Source organism: Dactylosporangium sp. NPDC051087 (assembly GCF_055586325.1).
In genome coordinates, this window is the sequence record NZ_JBVJIJ010000021.1 from 101,825 (window position 1) to 118,477 (window position 16,653).

A 16,653-nucleotide genomic window follows, 5' to 3' on the forward strand; every position below is an offset into this window, starting at 1 on the left:
ACGCATACACAGAAATACTGCGCTAGGCACCCCTCCCCCCCCCCCCCCCCCCCCCCCCCCCCGACGCTCTTCTTCTTGGATTTCAGCAACTTCATGTGGGGCTCCGTAGGGTGATCGGGGCGCCGGGTACGGCTCGCGGGCCGGGCACCGCCGGTGAGAAGGGGTCGACCGCGTTGGCCAGCGCCGAGGTGACCGCCGGCCCATCGAGGGCTGTGGCCTCGACGCCGAGCCCGGTCAGGGCACGGACCGCGGTGTCGGCGACGTGCTCGCCGGTGACGACCGCGAGGACCTGACGACGCAACGGGTCGCGTTCGGCGTCGAGGTCGAGCAGGAATTCGGCGTAGTCGTCTGCGGCGGCCTGCAGCGCCGGATGCGGCAGGCGCGGCGCGTTGTCGGCGATTGCCTGCGCGTGGGCGGTCAGGTCGTGCCGCTGCGCGGCGACGACGATTTGCGCCGGACCGGTCAGCGAGTTGAGGAACCGGCCGAACCCGTCCAGCAGCGCGCTCTGTTCACTGCCGGTCCGCAGGTGAATGTTGGTGGTGCCGCAGGCGATGAGCACCTTCTTGCTGCCTTCGCTAGTCAGCAGTCCCGTCGCGCTGACGGAGGTGATTGGCGAGCGCAGCGGCGCCGGAATGCTTGGCTTGCCGGCCACGGCCGCTACCGAGGTGGCGCGAGCCGTGCCGGGTGTCAGGGTGCGCGGACTGCGGGACAAGGCGAGACCGTGCCGCAGCCATACGTCCAGCGGCAGGCCATCACGGCGGCCGAGCGCCACCACGACGGCGATGCAGAACACGACGATCCCGGCGACGATCCAGGCGACCGGTGGTAGCAGGTGCCCGAACGTGCGGTAAACGCCGAACCCGCCGAGGCCAACGCCACCGATGATGCCGAGCTGCCGGAACGTGAGCCCGAATGCGATGCGGTCTGCCTCGTTGACGTTGGCCGGAACCACGGCGCGAGGTGTGCTGTCGTCGTTGGTCATCGCCGACCTCGCACGACGCGGCCGAGCGGCAGACGGCTGGTGACGCTCTGGATCAGCACCGAGCGCAGGATGATCCCGGCGACGTTCGTCGTCTGGCCCTGTCGGATCGCGAACTTCCGCATCAAGCCGGGGATCTTGATCGTGGCCCACAGCAGCACGACGATGAGCAGCAGGTTCACCGCGTCCGAGCCGGGCAGCAGGAGCAGCGTGGGCAGGTTGGCATCTGGATCGGTGATCAGCTGGATGCCGGTGGAGAACGCGATTGCCTGCAACGTCGGGGTACCGAGGCAGCCCAGCAGGCTCCGCCACCACAGCTGCGCCGCCCCCTGCGTCCACGGCGTGCTGTAGCAGGCCATCGCGACCGGGGCGATCCCGGCGAGGATCACCAGGACGCCGACCCGCACGATCCAGCCGGTGACGAGGGTGTACATCAGGCAGACGATCAGCAGGCCGAGGATCAGGACGAGCACGCCGTTGGTCTGGTCGCTGATCGCGGCCGTGACCCGGGTGCGCGCCATGTTGGCTGCTTCCGTGGTCGGCGCGGCCGTGCCGACCATCGCCACGGTGAGACTGTTGGCGATCTCGATGATGACGGCGCACAGCGGCACGGCGAAGTTCGACAGGACCGCGCCGACCACCAGCCGGGGGACGAGGTCTTTGACGCCGTACCGCATCTCGACCGAGCCGCCGACCATCGTGGCGATGCCCACGGCGAGGATCGCCAGGATGTAGCAGGCGTTGACGACCAGCGTGGCTTTGCCAACGATCGTGGTCACCTGCGGCAGGACGGTGACGTCCGGGGACAGGAAGATGCTTGAGGTGAGGAAGGCCAGCAGCCCACCGAGCAGGTCCATCAACCGCTCGGTGAGCCAGCCGACCAGCCCGTTCATCAGCCAGTCGATCATGATGGATGGCCTCAGCCGCCGAGGATGCCCTGCAGCACCTGCAGGACCACCGGGGACAGGACCGCCAGCGCGTAGCCGATCAGCGCGGACTTGAAGTTGCCCTTGGCCTGTTCGACCCCTGCGGGGTCGCCTCCGGCTGCCATGTACCGCAGGCCGCCGATGACCAGGAACATCGTCGCGACGACCGCGATGATGCCCATCACCCACCCGGTGATGCCGGAGATGACCTCCGGGAGGGTTTTCGGGGCCGCCAGCGGCTGCGGTGCGGCAGCAGCGAGGTCGGCCAGGACGGAGAGAGTTGTGTGCATTGCGGCGCTCCACAAGGGATGTGGGGCCGCCGCGGTGGGGACAAGGCGAATGTCGGTTAGGTCCGGTGGGGGCGCTCCTCCCTTGCGTTGTCTGCGAAGGGATTGCGGTGTCAGTACGCCGCGCCTGCCGTGCCGGACCTGGTCTCGCCGGGTGTCCCCACCGGGCGGGCATGCCGTGGATGACATGCACCGCTCAGATCTCGGCTGTCAGGCGGGATGAACTCCGCTTGCATCTGTCACGAGCTGACAGCACCGGTCAGCGCGCGTGCGTTCGATGTGTCTGACAGCCCAGCGGGCAGCGGATACGGCGAAGGCCGCCCCGGCGGATGCCGGGGCGGCCTTCAGGGGTTGGGAACTGATCTGGCTATGCCGCGAGGGCGGTGGTGCGGCGTGCGGTGGCGCGGGCCGGTCCGGACAGGTCACCCCGCCGGACGGCGGCGGCCACAGCGCGCTCGGCACGGCGGCGGCGCATCCGCAACGACGAGGCGGTCACGCCCTGCTCGGCTGCCAGCTGCTCGATCAGCGCGTCACCGAACCGGGTCGCGCTGATCAGCTCGGCGGCCTCGGCGGAGATGACGCCGGCGGCGGCGGCCCGGCCGAGGAGCAGGTCCGGGTGCCCGTAGGGCAGTGACGGCAGCCGTGAGCCGCTGGTGAGGTCGAGCGGCAGCTCTTCGGTGTCGGTGCCCTTGACGACGGCGACCCCGGACCGCCACGCCGCCCAGCACATCCGCAGCCATAGCCGTGGCGGCTCCAGGTCCGCGGTGCGCAGGGCGTGGAGGAACCCGGCCAGGACTTCGGAGTCGACGTCGTCGGCGTGGCGGGTGTTGCCTCGGCTGACCTTGGCCGCGAGGTGGGTGAGGGCGGGCAGCGCCACGCCGATCGCGCCGACGACCCAGGCCGGTCCCCATTCCCGTGCGTGGTGGGCCAGCTGCCGCCAGAGCGCGTCGGTGGTGTCGCTGTCGTAGCGCTCGAACAGCAGCAGCTTGCGCAGTTCGTTGAGCGGCATCGTCCGGTCGGGCAGCCCCGGCACCGGGCGGGCGTCGAAGACCAGCGGAGCCGGTTCGCACGTCAGCAGCTCGAACGCCGTTTCGGCGGTGGTCAGCGCGGTGGTGGTGCCGTTCGGCCTCGCAGTGTTTGCCATGGTGAAGTCCCTTCGAGCAGGGCCTCCTCCGTGCGGAGGCCCCGGTGATCTCGATTGGGACATCGCGACCTGACACCACAAGCGGTTGTTGGATCTGCGCAGGTCGTGCCAGGTCGTGTCAGGGTTCGGTACTGCCAGACCGGCCCGGCACGGCTGTCAGACGGATGTAGCTGACCGGTGCTGTCAGGGCGGGGGCGGGTTCGATCGGCCTGACAGCGGCGCACTGTGCATCGTCAGTACGCCCGCCGGTCCGGGGGCCACGTGCCCATGACCAACCACACCCATTCCAGCGCGCCCGTCCCCGTGGGGGACGTGGTGCCCGGCGACCCGCCCGTGCCGATCACCGTCTGGCCGGTCCCTGCCCCGCGTGAGGACGAGACGATGTCCAACGGCATGGGCGTGCGCCTCGTGCACAACCTCACCCACCCGACCGACCTGGTCATCGACCTCACCGATGGGCCGCAGCTGGCCCGAGCCATCATCGCCGCCAGCCGCCGCAGTCACCTGCAGGCGGCCCGGCTGGTCGGCTGGGGCAAGGAGGCGGCGGCGCTGATCGTCACCGGCTGGCCCCTCGACGACGCCGGTACGCCGGCCGAGTTCTTCGCCCGTTGCCGCGCCAAGCTGCTGCCCGGCGGCTGCGTCGCGGTGCTGTTGGCCCACGGCGATCCGGTCCTGCCGGTCGACGTGGTCATCGCCGCGAAGCATGCGGGCTTGGCCTACCTGCAACACATCGTGGCGGCCGACCAGCCGCCGCAGCGCGGCCAGGTCACCAGTCTCGACATCCACACCGATGTGCTGATCGTGACCCGCAGCGCGACGGAGAGGGCAGGCGCCGATGACTGAGACCCTGCCGGTCACCTCCGTGTGGCTGACCTGCCAGCAGGCATCCCGCGACCAGCGGCGGGGCCGCTACGTGCCGGAGTCGTCCAGCCACCCGGGCAAGATGCTGCCGAACCTGGCGGCAAAGGCCATCAGCTCCTACACCGCGCCGGGGGATCTGGTCCTCGATCCGATGTGCGGGTCGGGCACCACACTGGTGGAGGCCATGCACCTCGGCCGGGAAGGGCTCGGCGTGGACATCGAACCGCGGTTCACCGCCTTGGCCTCAGCCAACGTGGCACTGGCTTCGTCGCAGGCCGCCGCCGGCACCGCGAAGGTCCTCACCGGCGACGCCACCCGGCTGCTCGACCTGGCGCCCGCATCCGCGGTCGGCAGAGTCGGCCTCGTGCTCACCTCCCCGCCGTACGGGCGCGGGACTCACGGGCTCGTCCGGGCGACGAGTACCGGGGTACGCAAGCGGGACCACCTCTATGGGGACCGGGAGCGGGGCAACCTCGCCTATGCGGGATGGTCCCGCTTGCTCGACGGGTTCGCCGAGATCCTCGCCGCCAGCTACCAGCTGCTGCGTCCCGGCGGGACCGTGGTCATCACCTGCCGTCCCGTCCGCCGCCAGCGGGACGATCTGATCGACCTGCCCGGCGAGCTGCTCGCCGTCGCACAGTCGGTGGGCCTGGTCCCGGTGGAGCGGTGCGCCGCCATGCTCGCGGCGGTCCGCGACGGACAGATCGTGCACCGGGCCAGCATGTTCGGGCTGATGGCGGTCCGTCGCGCTCGCGCCGAGGGCGTGCCGGTGCACCTCGTGGCACACGAGGACGTGCTGGTGCTGCGCCGCTGCTAGCCCGGCCGATGGCAGCAACCGCCGGAGCGCGGGCGGGCGAATAAGGCCACCCGCGCTCCGGCGGAAATCCGCAGCTCAGCGACACTTCTGACAGGCGACGCTCAGCGGTTGCTGACAGCGGTGTCGCTCGGCTCGCGGAGCCCGGCTCTGACAGGTCCTGCGTCTGACAGCTCAGCCGACGTGTCAGGCGCGCGGTCACGGGCGTGAGTCCCGCGACGATGATCGGGCGTGTGGCGTCCCGCAGACGCACACCGCAAACGGGACGCCCGCACCGGACGAGTCCCGCTGTCAGGTCCCGCTGCTCAACCGGGTAGCGGGACCTGACAGCGGTACCGTCCGGCGGCGCGGCCCGGCAGTCCCGCACCAGTCCCGCAGCCGCCGCCACCCGCCTCGGGACGCGTTGTCAGGACGCCGCGAGCTGCCTGTCAGGTCCCGCCAGACCGCCGAACCTGACAGGTCAGGCTCCGGGTGTCGCCGCGCGGCTAGCCTGAAGATTCTCCTTTTTTCCATGTGCTGCTGACCTGACGCCCCGCGACGGCATCGCGCCCACCCTTCCGGTCGGCCGCCGCCGCCACCATCAGCCCAGCGCACCCATACACACGCCCCTCGCCTGCAGGCGATCCCGGGGCGCGATACCTCCATACCGCAGGCGGCCACCAACCGGTGGCCGCCTTTCGCATGTCCATGGGAGGACAACATGCTCACAACCGCCTGGTACCTCACCGACGCCGACTGGTTCGGCCTCCTACCCGACGCCCCGCGCCTGGACGACGCCAGCCACGACCTCATCACTGGCATCGCCCGCCTGTTCGGCGACGAAGCCGGGTTCAGCCCCGCGCAGACCGCCGCCGCGACACACGTGATCCTGCTCGCCGTCGAGCACCTCGGCGACACCATCACCCACGCCGCCACCCAGCACGACCGGGCGGAACTGGCCAGGCTGCTGTGCGGCCTCAACCTCATCCAGGCCCACCTCGCCCAAACCATCCAGCGCATGGCCGAGTGCGTTGACGGCCGCGACCTCGGCGCGCTCGACACCGCGCCCGCCGCGGTCCTGCAAGCCCTCACCAACAGCCTCAGCACCGCCGGCGCGAACGGAGAGCTGACCGCCGGACACCTCAAAGAGGCACACCTGACCCTGCACGGGCTGAACAGGTAGCCCAACCCATCCCCGAGGCGCGTGATCCGGCGACGGACGCGCGCCTCCCTCTCGTCCAGGAGAACACCATGAGCCTGTACACCCTGACACCGAAACCCGGCAGCGAGCGCTACACGATCCAGGTCGGCTGGACCCCGCACTGCGCCTACTTCGCCACCGTCGTGGACTTCGACTGGGATCCGGTGACCGACCCGGGCAACGAACCCGACAGCGTCCAGCTGCGCGGCGACATCGCCGACCCCACCGACGTGCTCGCAGCCGTCGCGCCATACGCCGACATCCCGGACGGGCTCGCCGAGCAGCTGCGCGCCGACAAGGCCGCCCACCCACCGCGCCGGTAACGGCAGCGCCCACAACCCGCTCCGCTAACGCGCTAGCCACTTCGACGCATCACTGATCTCGGCCGTTGCCCGGCCGACCGCGCACACGCGCACCTTCCGGGCACGGCCGACAGCCGTGCCCGGATTCCCTCACACCACAGAGGAGGAATCCCATGCACGGCAACAGCTCCAGCGGCGCACGCCGCCGGCGCCCCGAAGTCTCCCCGCAGGTTCTCGCCCTGCTGCATCGCGCCCAGCGCGGCGACCGTGACGCCTTCGCCGAGCTCTACCTCACCTACCACGAGCCCGTCACCCGCTACGTCACCGTCCGCATGCGCGACCGCGACCGCGACGCCATCCCGGACCTCGTCCAGGAAGCGTTCGCCAGCGCCCTGGCCGAGCTGTCCACCGCGCTGCTCGACGTCCGCGGCTGGTTCATGATCCAGGCCGCGAAGGCGTGCATCCGCCACGACTGGTCACGCCGCCGCTACACCCGCGCCGCATACACCGTGCGCGACCACGCCGCCCGCGACACCGCGCCCCAGCTGGTCGCCGACCCGCCCGCCCGGCCCGGACACATCACGTTCGTGCACGCCATGGCCCGGCTCACCGCCGCCCAACGACGGGCGATCCAACTGCGCTACCTCGACGGCTACCCCCGCGACTCGGCGGCCCGCCTCATGGACCGCAGCCCGGAGGCGGTCCGGTGCCTGGAACGACGCGCCCTGCGCCGCATGCGGTCCGCATTGATGCCCGCTGCGGTGACGTCATGACCGGCCCAGCGATCGACGGCCAGGAGCTGCACCGGCTGTGCGTGTTCGAGCTGTCACTGACCTGCGGCCACCGCGTCACCCTTGCCGTGAACGGCTGGTACCCGGTATCCGTCGCCTGCTGCGACCGGCTCGGCGGCACGATCCTGCGCGGCAGCTACGTCCCGTACGCCTCCGACGTCGACTACGTCAGCGTCGTGTCTGAGGACTACGAGTACCGGCCCACCGGCAGCCCGCGTGAACCCAGCCAGCTGCTGGCCCGCCAATCCCGCGTCGACGAGCCCCATCGAGAAGCCACCGGCACGTGGAGCAGCGCCGGACGCCACCCCGCCCGAGTCGGGGCGGCCGACAGCCTCGACGGCACGACCGCGCCGGCCACGGCCCACTGACCCTCGCTCGAGGAAGCCGCCTGAACCAGGGGCGGCAGAAGCACAACAAACGGCCCGCCAAAGGCGGGCCGTCGTCGTATCCAAGACCCGGGACGCCACGCCTAGACAACGACAGCGTCCCGGGTCTCCATCGAAATGGAGTACCCAGTGTTCACCACGATCCTCGTGATCGCCACCATCGCCGCGGCGATCCTCGGCTACTGGCTCGGGCACCTCAGCGCCCGGCCAACCCTCACCCGCATGTACCGCGAGCTTGCCGACGCGGCCTGGCAGCTCGCCCACGACCCGCTCACCGGACTGTTCAACCGCACCGGGCTGCGCGCCGTCTACACCGGCCTCGCCACCGCACCCGAACCACAGCCGCTAATCGTCATGCTCCTGGACCTTGACGGGTTCAAAGAGGTCAACGACACCTACGGCCACGACGGCGGCGATGCGCTGCTCATGGAGGTCGCGGACCGAATCGGCCTGGTCGCCGAGATCAACGGCGGCACCGCCGCGCGGCTGTCCGGCGACGAGTTCGTCATCCTCCTGCCCGTCCGCGATCAGCAACTCGCCAGCCTCGCCGACGAGTTCGTCTCGGCGATCGGCCGGCCCGTCCAGCTCGACACCGCCAACGGGCCACGCCCGACCACCGTCAAGGCCAGCCTCGGCGTCGCTGTCATCGACAGCACCGACCACCTCGAAGACGTCGCCCTGCACCGGGCCGACACCGCCATGTACCACGCCAAGCACCAGGGCGGGAACCGGCACGTCACCTACGCGCCCGGCATGACCATGCCCGACCGGGCACGCCGTCGCGGACCCCGCCCGCGCGACCTGCGGCACAACCGCCCGGAGATGACCGCATGACCCCGGCCCGCGACGAGATGGCGTGCGCTGTGTGCTTCGTACCGCTCAACGTCTTCAACGGCGAGTACGGGCACCCCCTGCACTACCAGACCGACAGCCACCAACCCGTACCCGTGCCCGTCCGCAGTCTGGACACCGTGCGGCGCGTCTGCGACTTCTGCGGCGACCCGCAGTCCGCATGGTCGCTCACCGGCGGTAGCGTCGCCGTCCTCGGTGTCGGCGAGCAGCACGACCTACTGCAAGACCTCGGCGAAGTCTGGGCCGCGTGCGTCTCGTGCACGATCGACATCGAAGCAGGCCGCGACCACGCACCCGCCGAACGGGCCGCGCGCCGGGCGGGCCTGCACCGCGACGCCACAACCCGCGCCGCATACCAGGCGCTCCACGCCGGATTCCTCGGCGGACGGCGTCCCGGCCGAACGCTCATCACCACCACCCCATGGCCCGACCTCAGCCTCGCCGCCCGCGACCTGCCGCGCGTCCGTGACGGCCTCACCCGGTTCTGCCGAGGACCCCTCGGCCTGCCGGCAACAACGAGAGTCCCGCTGCTGCGGACCGACCTGGCCGACTCGCTCGACCGGGCACGCCTCTACTGGGTCGACAACGACTTCACCAATATGGCCGAAGCCGCCGCAGCCGACCTCCCAGCCGTAACCCTCACCCGCGACCTTGCACCGTGCGACGACGGACTGCTCCTCTGGTCCCGACCCGTCGCACCACGCGGCATCGCCGCCGCCAGCTGGTCACGCCACGACGACACCACCTGGATCGTCCTCTACCGGACCATCGGCGGCGGCCTACGAGACGAAGCCATGCAGGCACTCCGCGACGACGCAGGCTGGCTGGCCCCGACCCGCGAGCAAACCATCCAGGCAGGTCAGCACCTCAGCGGCGACGGGAGCCATCCGATCGCACCAGTCCTGGCAACGTGGCTCCTCATCGCCCAGGGCGCCGCCGAAGCCGAACCCGCGGCGATCGACAAGAACGTCCGCAAGAAGTACGAACGAGCGAAACGACCGCAGCCCGACGTGCGAATCGTTCACATCCGAACCCACCAGAAGGCGAACACCGGCGGCTCTCGAACGGCGACCAGCAGGGCGTACACCAGCCGAGTCTGGGTAACCGGCCACTGGCGCGACCAACCCTACGGCCCCGGCCGAGCACTACGCCGCCCCGTCTACATCCATCCCCACCTCCGAGGCCCCCAGGACGCAGAAATCAAACTCAGCACCACTGTGCGCATCCTCGGCAACCAGAAGCCGAGCGTCGCGCAAGAGGCCGACATCTAGGGCACCACGTGCGGCGGCGGAGTACCTCTGCCGCCGCACGTTCAGGTCCCGTTGGGCTCGCTCGTCACTTACTGTGAGCACGGGAATGCACCTATTGGTCGGCGCTTCGCGTGCCAAGGTTGGTAACCGCTCGTGAGCACGCACATCCTTACCCTTTCTGCGCTTCACGCCCGAGGGCACGAGCTTTAGGCAGGTAACGTTGAACGGTGACTGCATCGATTTCGGTCCCGGACGGCAGGGGCTACGAAGCTCTCGTCTTCGACTGGGACGGAACCCTGGTCGACTCGCGGGAAGTCTGCTTCCAGGCGCTCTCCCGCGCGATGCTCGACGCAGGCGGAGAGCTTGACCCGAACTGGTACTGGCCGCGTCACGCTATCGCTTCGCCAGACATGTTGATCGTCTGGGAGCAGGAGTTTGGTCCGCTGGCTCAGTCAATACCTGAGGTGATCGACAGAACTCGGCAGCATGTCATCGCCGCCGCCGGTGACTTGAGAGTCGTCGAGGCTATAGCCAGCGTCGCTCGCAAGGCCCACCAGCGGGGGCAGAGGCTCGCAATCGGATCGAACGCGGCGACCATTACCGTCGAGGCGGGTCTGCAAGCTACGGGTCTCTACGCACTCTTCGACGTAGTGGTGACTTGGAGTGATGTTGCGAGCGGACGCGGAAAGCCGGCACCAGACATCTTCCTGCTCGCTGCAAACAAGCTCAACGTTGATCCGAAACGATGCTTGGTTTATGAAGACGCCGACATCGGCGTAGCCGCCGCTATGGCCGCCGGTATGAGTGCCTACAACGTGCTTACAGGCATCTTGAAGACGCCGTTCGATGGCACCCTGACCGAAGACGCCCTGCTACCTGTGGCGTAGCCCACCTCCGCTGTGAGCGAACCAAGCTGCGGTCGATCCACGTATCCATCGCCCGCAACCATGTGGAACGCTAACGGGATGCGTTCCATGGGCGAGGTTCAGGCGGCCTACCGCGCCGACGACATCCGTGCAGCTGAACTGCCTGTTCTGGCCCGCGTGCCAGAAGGTGGCCTCATGGACAGGGCAGCGGCGGCGCTCGCATCGGTGTGCGTCACGGTGCTTCAAGAGCACACGCGGAGTGTCTACGGACGCCGAGCCGTTCTGCTCGTCGGCCGGGGCAACAACGGCGGCGACGCGCTCCTCGCTGGGGCAAGACTCCGTCGGCGGGGCGTCGACGTCGTGAGTGTGCTTGTTTCCAAGGATGTCTACGAACGTGGGCTGCTTGCGGTACGAGGTGTCGGCGGCCGTTTTATCGACGCTACGGAAAGTGACGGCGAAGCCGCAGCAATAAATTCCCTTGGAAAGGCAGACTTGGTCGTTGACGGAATTGTCGGCATTAGTGGAAGGCCAGGTCTTGTAGGCGCGGCAGAAAGACTAGTTGCCGCGATTCACCCGAAGTCAGTCGTAGTAGCTGTCGATATGCCCAGCGGAATAGATCCTGACTCGGGGGAACTCGCAGGCTCGCACGTTCGGGCAGATGTCACTGTCTCGTTCGGCGCTCTCAAACCGTGTCTTCTGCTGCCACCAGCAGCCCACATCGTAGGCAGAGTCGTTGACATCAGCGTCGGAATCGAAAGCGGACTTCCTTCGTTGCCCGCGGTTCGACGGCTGACAGAAAGCGGCGTGGCTTCGCGCTGGCCGATTCCCGCTCATGCCGGACACAAATACACGCGTGGGGTTCTCGGTGTGGTTGCAGGCTCTGACGCATATCCCGGTGCGGCGGTCCTAGCCGTGGCGGGCGCGCAACGAGCCGGGGTCGGTATCGTACGCTTCGTCGGGCCGCCGCAGGTTACCGATCATGTTTTGCGTGCCACACCTGAGGCGGTGCCAGGACAAGGCCGAGTACAGGCATGGCTGCTCGGCTCGGGCGTTGAATCAGACGCCGGCCAAGACAAAGCAATCGTGCGCGCCCTCGCCTCCGGCCTTCCGTGTGTAGTTGACGCGGGGGCGCTTAGTGAATGCGTCCGTCAGCGCTCCTCTGGCACACGTACCACCGCCGCCGACAACATCCTCCTTACACCGCATGCGGGGGAGGTCGCTCGAATGCTTGGCCAGCTGAACGTCGTGGTGGAAAGGAGCGAAGTCGAAGCGCGCCCAGCATTCTACGCATCGGAGCTTGCGATGCGAACCGACGCAACCGTTTTGCTGAAGGGGCCGACTACACTGATAGCTAGCCCAGACGGTCGGCTATCAAGCCAGAATGACGGTCCGCCATGGCTGGCAACTGCTGGCTCCGGCGACGTGCTCGCGGGTATCGCGGGCGCATTGATGGCGCAAGGCATTGGCGCTGCGGATGCGGGCGCGATGTCGGCGTACATCCACGGTCGGGCCGCCCAGCGCGCGTCAGCAGGTGGCCCGATCTCGGCTGGCGACGTGGCAAGCTCGCTGCCCTTAACGATCGCGTCGATCCTGAACTTGCATCGCTGAGCGCCTGGTCGGCACGGCCCTTCCTGGAGGAGTCCGCGCCGACCAGTTAGACGCGCACAAGCCCTACACGTTGAGCAAGACCCCGTACGTGTGTCCGCGCCCTGGCGCGATCGCGATAGATCAGCTCTCGAAGAAGCTCGCGAACAAGCGTGGAATCCCTGACCTCTTCCTCCGAGATCCTCTCGGCATCCAGAAGGACAAGGACGGCAGCCTCGTCCTCCCCTCGCCGAACATAGCCTCTCGCCGTGTTTATCAAAGCAGCAGCGCGTCGCTCGACACTGGGGATTCCTGAGATATCGAGGCGACTAGCGTACTCAACGACGTCATCCGGGCGGCCAAGTTCAGCCCTTATCGCAAGACCATGGATATCGACGTTGCCCCGACCGAACGCTGTCCACGGATCGTAGTGCGCGCCGATCGCCCGCGCTGCTTCGTCAGCGACTCGATGGAACGCCCAGGCGCGAGTGTCGTCGTCAGATTGCGCAGCACTGATGGACGCGGCGAGATGCAACATGCCGTAGTCCGCAAGCATCACCGGATCAGGGGCAGCGTCGTCCATGTAGGTCTTGAGCTCGTCGGCTGCAACCAGGCAAAGTCTCGTTGCCTCGTCTTGTTGACCGGCGCGACGGTAGGACGCCGACAAAGCCCACGCACCAAGGGCAATCAGGTGCGGATCGTCGGCCTCGCGGGCAGCCGTCATTGCTCGGTCAGCCGCAATCCAGGCTAGATCGGCGTCAGGAATGTGATGGAGCCACTGTCGGGTCACTTGATAGGCGCCGGCTAGATTTCTGGCGGCCGAGCGACGGTCCACGTCAGCTCGATAAGCTGCGGTCGCATCGACAACCAGACCAGGTATCACTCCTCCCAAGATGCTGTGGGCGGTCGGCGAACTGTGCCATACCGTCCACGCATCCGTGACCCGCTGCGTGAGGGCGGCCAGCGGAGGCACCGGAAGGCTGGACGTTTGCGGGACGGCCGCTCGCATGATCGCCTCGCGGACCGCCGACACTGCTTCGCTCGCCGGGCGAGGGCCAGGAGCAAGGTTGTCGACCGATCTGCCGATCAGATCCTCGATCGTGCACCCCAGGACTTGGGCAATCCTAAGGAGATCGGTCAGCCGCTCGGCATGCCGACGACCTTGTTCGACGGCGGAAATCCACTGGACTGACTTGCCGATTCGGCCAGCCAGATCTTGCTGGGTCACGTTCGCTGCACGGCGATGGGCGGCGATATTCGTGCCAATGCCTCGTATCAAGCTCGGGTCATCTGACATGTCACCACGATCCATGATGCCCACGATACGGACAGTGCTACAGCCGTGGTAGTTCGGGCGGGTGACCAATCCCTAGCGTCGGGTGACATAGATCGTCGTAGGACCCAACTGGTACCTACGGGCTGCCGCCCCGGCTGGACGCGATGGTGATCTCCGTCCGGCTGGGTGCAGCTCGCGTAGGAGGGACGTTATGCACTTCGACTCCACCGGTGTTGGCCTGAGTGGATCAGCGGGGGGTCCCGTCGGGCAGGTGATGACGTCTGATGCGGACGCTGGCGAGCTGGCAGCAGCGAGCACGACTCTCGCCGTCCACCGAGCCGATGCCAGCGGAATGTGTGCTGGTTGCCTCGATTTTGCGGCGAGGCTGTCGTGGTTCCCGTGCGAGTCCGCACGATGGGCGCTTGCCGTGCAAAGCGCACACGCACGCGACAAAGGCAACGGGTCATGAGTACCGTCAAACACATCGACGTTCTTTCGTCGCCATTAGAGCGGGCTGCCTGTCGAGTGCTCTTAATTGACGGCGCAGATTCGACTTGGAGTGTTGCGAAGCTCTCGCGCATGGTAGAAGGCTTGACGCCCAACCGGGCGCGCGCGATTCTACTGACCTTAATTGCCGAAGGGGCTGCTGACCTAGTTTACGGCCGAAACGTACTGACGGTTCGGCTGTCTCGAAGCGGCGTGGCCCTTCTGCCGCATCTTCTGAGTATGCGAGATTTGGAGGTAGGATAATGGCGACCATAAAGGCTCGCGCATCAGTTCCTACGCCACCTCGCCCCGGAGAGTTGCAAAACATTGTAGATGCGCATATCCAAAGTAATTCCGCAGGTCGGTGCCTTGCGTGTGGAGAAATGCAGCCCTGCCATCAGCTCAACCTCGCTTATGCAGGTTATGTGCTCGCCGGAGGGCTGCCTAGGAGGCAAAAGCGGACATGGCCGCTCGCTGCTCAGACTACGGGCGGCTCCTGGTTTGAGGACCAGTCGAAAGGCGACTAGAGCGGAAATAACCCGCCACCTCGGCGGCTCACCGCCGATCTCTCGCGCTGACGCTTTAGTAGCGTCCGAGCGCGCACCGAAAATTGCGGCATACGCGTCGAGTGCGGCGTCCGCATGCTCGTAACAAGCCGATACTGACGTGCGTCCGCACCTTTGGGTCGAGTTCGAGCGGGCGCAAGATTCGCGATCGACGGCACCTTCTGCGATGGCTCCTGTACTCGTTGAGCTTGTGATCCCAAGAGACCTCGGCCGCCGGTGACCGGTAGGGCGGAAGTTCGAAGTGCTACCGCTGTGGTAGTTCCAACTAGCGATGGCTCAGTAACTTCATGTCACATAGATGGTGCTCCGTATGCAGGGGATCTCCGAACGCCGTAGATGAGGAATGCTCGTTTAATCGCTCTCCAGGCTCCTAGAACGGCAATAACCATGAGCAAGCCCGAGCAATTCGTGTCGCCTAGTCCACCCGCGCGTGGTGCTCGGGATGCGGCGACGAGCGTGCCAGGCTGCGACCTGAACCACTGACGGACCGGCGTCGACCTGCCGTGGGCGACGTAGGTCGTCACAAGGAACAGAACAGGTGCACCGACCCGATCGAAGTAGAAGGAAGCTGCAAGTGGTCGATATGACAGTCACGCGTACCGAGGCGGATGACTCCGCCAAGCTTCGCGCCGCGCTGGTCGAAGAGCTGCGGACGCAAGGAAAGATCACCACCGCAGGCGTGGAGGCGGCCTTCCGCAAAGTGCCGCGCGAGCGATTCATGCCGACGGAAACCGAGCTCACGGACGCCTACGGATTCGACAGCTCAGTCGTGACGAAGCGCGACGAGCACCAGCGGGCGATGTCATCGGTGTCCGCGGCGTACATCCAGGCGGTGATGCTGGAGCAGGCCGAGCTGCGCCCTGGCATGACGGTGTTGGAGGTCGGCTCCGGCGGGCTGAACGCGGCGTACATCGCGGAAATCGTTGGACCAGACGGCCGCGTGGTTAGCGTCGACATCGACTCCGAGGTTGTCGACAGGGCCGCGACCATGCTCGATGCAACCGGCTACGGCGGGCGGGTCCGCGTGCTCGCGTCCGACGCCGAGCATGGTGTGGAGGACGAAGGGCCTTTCGACGCGATCCTCGTCACGGTCGGCGCGTGGGACGTCGCTCCTGCGTGGCTAGACCAGTTGCAGCCGGATGGGATGCTCGTCCTTCCGCTGATCATGAACAACGTCACGCGGGTCATCGGCCTTCGACGGGACGGTGACCATCTGGTCAGCACGTCCACGGAGGTGGCCGGGTTCGTTCCCATGCAGGGCGATGGAAGCCATGAGGACCGAGTGCTGCTGCTCCCGGATAGGGGCGGGAACAACCTCCGGCTGGCGTTCGACGTAGGCACCCCCGGGGATGTCCATCAACTCGATGGAGTCCTGGGCGCCGGCCGCACGGAGGTCTGGTCAGGCGTCACGATCGAGAACGGCGTTTCCTTCGCTGACCTGCATCTGTGGTTCGCGTGGTTCCTGCAAGGATTCTGCCGCTTCACCGCCGACCCGGGTACAGAGGTGGCGAACGAAAAGCGGTGGTTCCCGTTCGGCGTGGTGCGCGGAGCTGGGTTCGCCTACATGGCCCTGCGTCCCGCGCTGGAGGGCAAGGGGGCCGAGTTCGGCGCTCGTGCTTACGGGCGGGACGGGGAGCTGGCCGCCACCGCGATGGTCGAACAGGTACGAGCGTGGGATCGCCATGGCCGCCACGCCGAGCCCAGCTTCGGCTACTGGCCCAACACCAGCGACCGCTCGAGGATCCCTGCCGCCACGAGCGCCATGAACAAGACGCATGGCGTCGTCACGATCTCCTGGCCCGAAACCAGCTGACCTGCAGGTCGGCGTAAATCGGGTCAGGTAGGCAACAGCCCTTCTCGCTAAGGAGAGTGATGTCGATGCCGCCGACTGCGGTCCTCGACGACCCGAAGCTCGTCACCGAGGACGACTTCGAGCTGGACATGCGCGTGGTGGAAGCGACCACGCCGCTGGTGCAGATGATGTGCAGCACCAGCGACGGATGCGGACAGACGTGCGGCACCAGCGCGTGCAGCACTTCGTCGTACGACCCGGTCTGACCGGGTAGAGCGCCCCTCCAACCCTTCCAACCCCTACCGCCGCCG

At 67.5% G+C, this 16,653-nt stretch carries 17 protein-coding genes; 12 read left to right on the forward strand and 5 right to left on the reverse strand.

The window, feature by feature from the left end; translation table 11 throughout:
- Positions 1–91: 91 nt before the first annotated feature.
- The 4 genes from ACZ6TV_RS35465 to ACZ6TV_RS35480 all read right to left on the reverse strand — a co-directional run bounded on the left by ACZ6TV_RS35465 (position 92) and on the right by ACZ6TV_RS35480 (position 3,336).
- The gene (locus tag ACZ6TV_RS35465) at positions 92–982 is read right to left on the reverse strand and encodes a PrgI family protein (protein WP_465302253.1); all 891 of its coding nucleotides are present in this window, start codon (positions 980–982) and stop codon (positions 92–94) included.
- Positions 979–1,887, reverse strand: a complete 909-nt coding sequence (locus ACZ6TV_RS35470; protein WP_465302255.1) for a conjugal transfer protein TrbL family protein — start codon at positions 1,885–1,887, stop codon at positions 979–981. Before ACZ6TV_RS35470 ends, ACZ6TV_RS35465 begins: the two co-directional genes overlap by 4 nt.
- Positions 1,888–1,898: 11 nt before the next feature.
- Positions 1,899–2,195, reverse strand: coding sequence for a pilin (locus ACZ6TV_RS35475; RefSeq protein WP_465302257.1), 297 nt, complete (start codon positions 2,193–2,195; stop codon positions 1,899–1,901).
- Positions 2,196–2,559: 364 nt separating this feature from the next.
- Positions 2,560–3,336 carry a hypothetical protein gene (locus tag ACZ6TV_RS35480; RefSeq protein WP_465302259.1) on the reverse strand — a complete coding sequence of 259 codons (777 nt, stop codon included), beginning with the start codon at positions 3,334–3,336 and terminating at the stop codon, positions 2,560–2,562.
- 267 nt (positions 3,337–3,603) lie between these two features.
- Between ACZ6TV_RS35480 and ACZ6TV_RS35485 the strand changes: the two genes are divergently transcribed.
- The 10 genes from ACZ6TV_RS35485 to ACZ6TV_RS35530 all read left to right on the forward strand — a co-directional run bounded on the left by ACZ6TV_RS35485 (position 3,604) and on the right by ACZ6TV_RS35530 (position 12,246).
- Positions 3,604–4,179, forward strand: a complete 576-nt coding sequence (locus ACZ6TV_RS35485; RefSeq protein ID WP_465302261.1) for a hypothetical protein — start codon at positions 3,604–3,606, stop codon at positions 4,177–4,179.
- Positions 4,172–5,014, forward strand: a complete 843-nt coding sequence (locus ACZ6TV_RS35490) for a TRM11 family SAM-dependent methyltransferase (protein ID WP_465302263.1) — start codon at positions 4,172–4,174, stop codon at positions 5,012–5,014. Before ACZ6TV_RS35485 ends, ACZ6TV_RS35490 begins: the two co-directional genes overlap by 8 nt.
- 697 nt (positions 5,015–5,711) lie before the next feature.
- Positions 5,712–6,173 carry a hypothetical protein gene (locus ACZ6TV_RS35495; RefSeq protein WP_465302265.1) on the forward strand — a complete coding sequence of 154 codons (462 nt, stop codon included), beginning with the start codon at positions 5,712–5,714 and terminating at the stop codon, positions 6,171–6,173.
- A 68-nt stretch (positions 6,174–6,241) separates the two neighbouring features.
- Positions 6,242–6,514: a hypothetical protein gene (locus ACZ6TV_RS35500; protein ID WP_465302267.1), complete on the forward strand. Its 273-nt coding sequence runs from the start codon at positions 6,242–6,244 to the stop codon at positions 6,512–6,514.
- Between the two features lie 152 nt (positions 6,515–6,666).
- Positions 6,667–7,266, forward strand: a complete 600-nt coding sequence (locus ACZ6TV_RS35505) for an RNA polymerase sigma factor (protein WP_465302269.1) — start codon at positions 6,667–6,669, stop codon at positions 7,264–7,266.
- The gene (locus tag ACZ6TV_RS35510; RefSeq protein ID WP_465302271.1) at positions 7,263–7,652 is read left to right on the forward strand and encodes a hypothetical protein; all 390 of its coding nucleotides are present in this window, start codon (positions 7,263–7,265) and stop codon (positions 7,650–7,652) included. Before ACZ6TV_RS35505 ends, ACZ6TV_RS35510 begins: the two co-directional genes overlap by 4 nt.
- Before the next feature lie 147 nt (positions 7,653–7,799).
- Positions 7,800–8,504, forward strand: coding sequence for a GGDEF domain-containing protein (locus tag ACZ6TV_RS35515; RefSeq protein WP_465302273.1), 705 nt, complete (start codon positions 7,800–7,802; stop codon positions 8,502–8,504).
- Positions 8,501–9,793 carry a hypothetical protein gene (locus tag ACZ6TV_RS35520; RefSeq protein WP_465302275.1) on the forward strand — a complete coding sequence of 431 codons (1,293 nt, stop codon included), beginning with the start codon at positions 8,501–8,503 and terminating at the stop codon, positions 9,791–9,793. Before ACZ6TV_RS35515 ends, ACZ6TV_RS35520 begins: the two co-directional genes overlap by 4 nt.
- Before the next feature lie 206 nt (positions 9,794–9,999).
- Complete coding sequence (locus tag ACZ6TV_RS35525; protein ID WP_465302277.1) at positions 10,000–10,659, forward strand: HAD family hydrolase; 660 nt, start codon at positions 10,000–10,002, stop codon at positions 10,657–10,659.
- Between the two features lie 87 nt (positions 10,660–10,746).
- Complete coding sequence (locus tag ACZ6TV_RS35530; RefSeq protein WP_465302279.1) at positions 10,747–12,246, forward strand: NAD(P)H-hydrate dehydratase; 1,500 nt, start codon at positions 10,747–10,749, stop codon at positions 12,244–12,246.
- A 46-nt stretch (positions 12,247–12,292) separates the two neighbouring features.
- On the opposite strand, the gene ACZ6TV_RS35535 is transcribed toward ACZ6TV_RS35530, so the two are convergent.
- The gene (locus ACZ6TV_RS35535; protein WP_465302281.1) at positions 12,293–13,534 is read right to left on the reverse strand and encodes a helix-turn-helix domain-containing protein; all 1,242 of its coding nucleotides are present in this window, start codon (positions 13,532–13,534) and stop codon (positions 12,293–12,295) included.
- Between the two features lie 1,599 nt (positions 13,535–15,133).
- On the opposite strand from ACZ6TV_RS35535, the gene fxlM reads away from it, so the two are divergent.
- Positions 15,134–16,363, forward strand: a complete 1,230-nt coding sequence (gene fxlM / locus ACZ6TV_RS35540; RefSeq protein ID WP_465302283.1) for a methyltransferase, FxLD system — start codon at positions 15,134–15,136, stop codon at positions 16,361–16,363.
- A gap of 65 nt (positions 16,364–16,428) precedes the next feature.
- Positions 16,429–16,608, forward strand: a complete 180-nt coding sequence (locus ACZ6TV_RS35545; protein WP_465302284.1) for an FxLD family lanthipeptide — start codon at positions 16,429–16,431, stop codon at positions 16,606–16,608.
- Positions 16,609–16,653: the final 45 nt, after the last annotated feature.

Coding starts and splice junctions, on each gene's coding strand:
- ACZ6TV_RS35480 (WP_465302259.1), bottom strand. CDS start 3,336: ATGGCAAACACTGCGAGGCCGAACGGCACCACCACCGCGCTGACCACC.
- ACZ6TV_RS35475 (WP_465302257.1), bottom strand. CDS start 2,195: ATGCACACAACTCTCTCCGTCCTGGCCGACCTCGCTGCTGCCGCACCG.
- ACZ6TV_RS35505 (WP_465302269.1), top strand. CDS start 6,667: ATGCACGGCAACAGCTCCAGCGGCGCACGCCGCCGGCGCCCCGAAGTC.
- ACZ6TV_RS35520 (WP_465302275.1), top strand. CDS start 8,501: ATGACCCCGGCCCGCGACGAGATGGCGTGCGCTGTGTGCTTCGTACCG.
- ACZ6TV_RS35535 (WP_465302281.1), bottom strand. CDS start 13,534: ATGGATCGTGGTGACATGTCAGATGACCCGAGCTTGATACGAGGCATT.
- ACZ6TV_RS35500 (WP_465302267.1), top strand. CDS start 6,242: ATGAGCCTGTACACCCTGACACCGAAACCCGGCAGCGAGCGCTACACG.
- ACZ6TV_RS35465 (WP_465302253.1), bottom strand. CDS start 982: ATGACCAACGACGACAGCACACCTCGCGCCGTGGTTCCGGCCAACGTC.
- ACZ6TV_RS35545 (WP_465302284.1), top strand. CDS start 16,429: ATGCCGCCGACTGCGGTCCTCGACGACCCGAAGCTCGTCACCGAGGAC.
- ACZ6TV_RS35495 (WP_465302265.1), top strand. CDS start 5,712: ATGCTCACAACCGCCTGGTACCTCACCGACGCCGACTGGTTCGGCCTC.
- ACZ6TV_RS35485 (WP_465302261.1), top strand. CDS start 3,604: ATGACCAACCACACCCATTCCAGCGCGCCCGTCCCCGTGGGGGACGTG.
- ACZ6TV_RS35530 (WP_465302279.1), top strand. CDS start 10,747: ATGGGCGAGGTTCAGGCGGCCTACCGCGCCGACGACATCCGTGCAGCT.
- fxlM (WP_465302283.1), top strand. CDS start 15,134: ATGACAGTCACGCGTACCGAGGCGGATGACTCCGCCAAGCTTCGCGCC.
- ACZ6TV_RS35490 (WP_465302263.1), top strand. CDS start 4,172: ATGACTGAGACCCTGCCGGTCACCTCCGTGTGGCTGACCTGCCAGCAG.
- ACZ6TV_RS35470 (WP_465302255.1), bottom strand. CDS start 1,887: ATGATCGACTGGCTGATGAACGGGCTGGTCGGCTGGCTCACCGAGCGG.
- ACZ6TV_RS35510 (WP_465302271.1), top strand. CDS start 7,263: ATGACCGGCCCAGCGATCGACGGCCAGGAGCTGCACCGGCTGTGCGTG.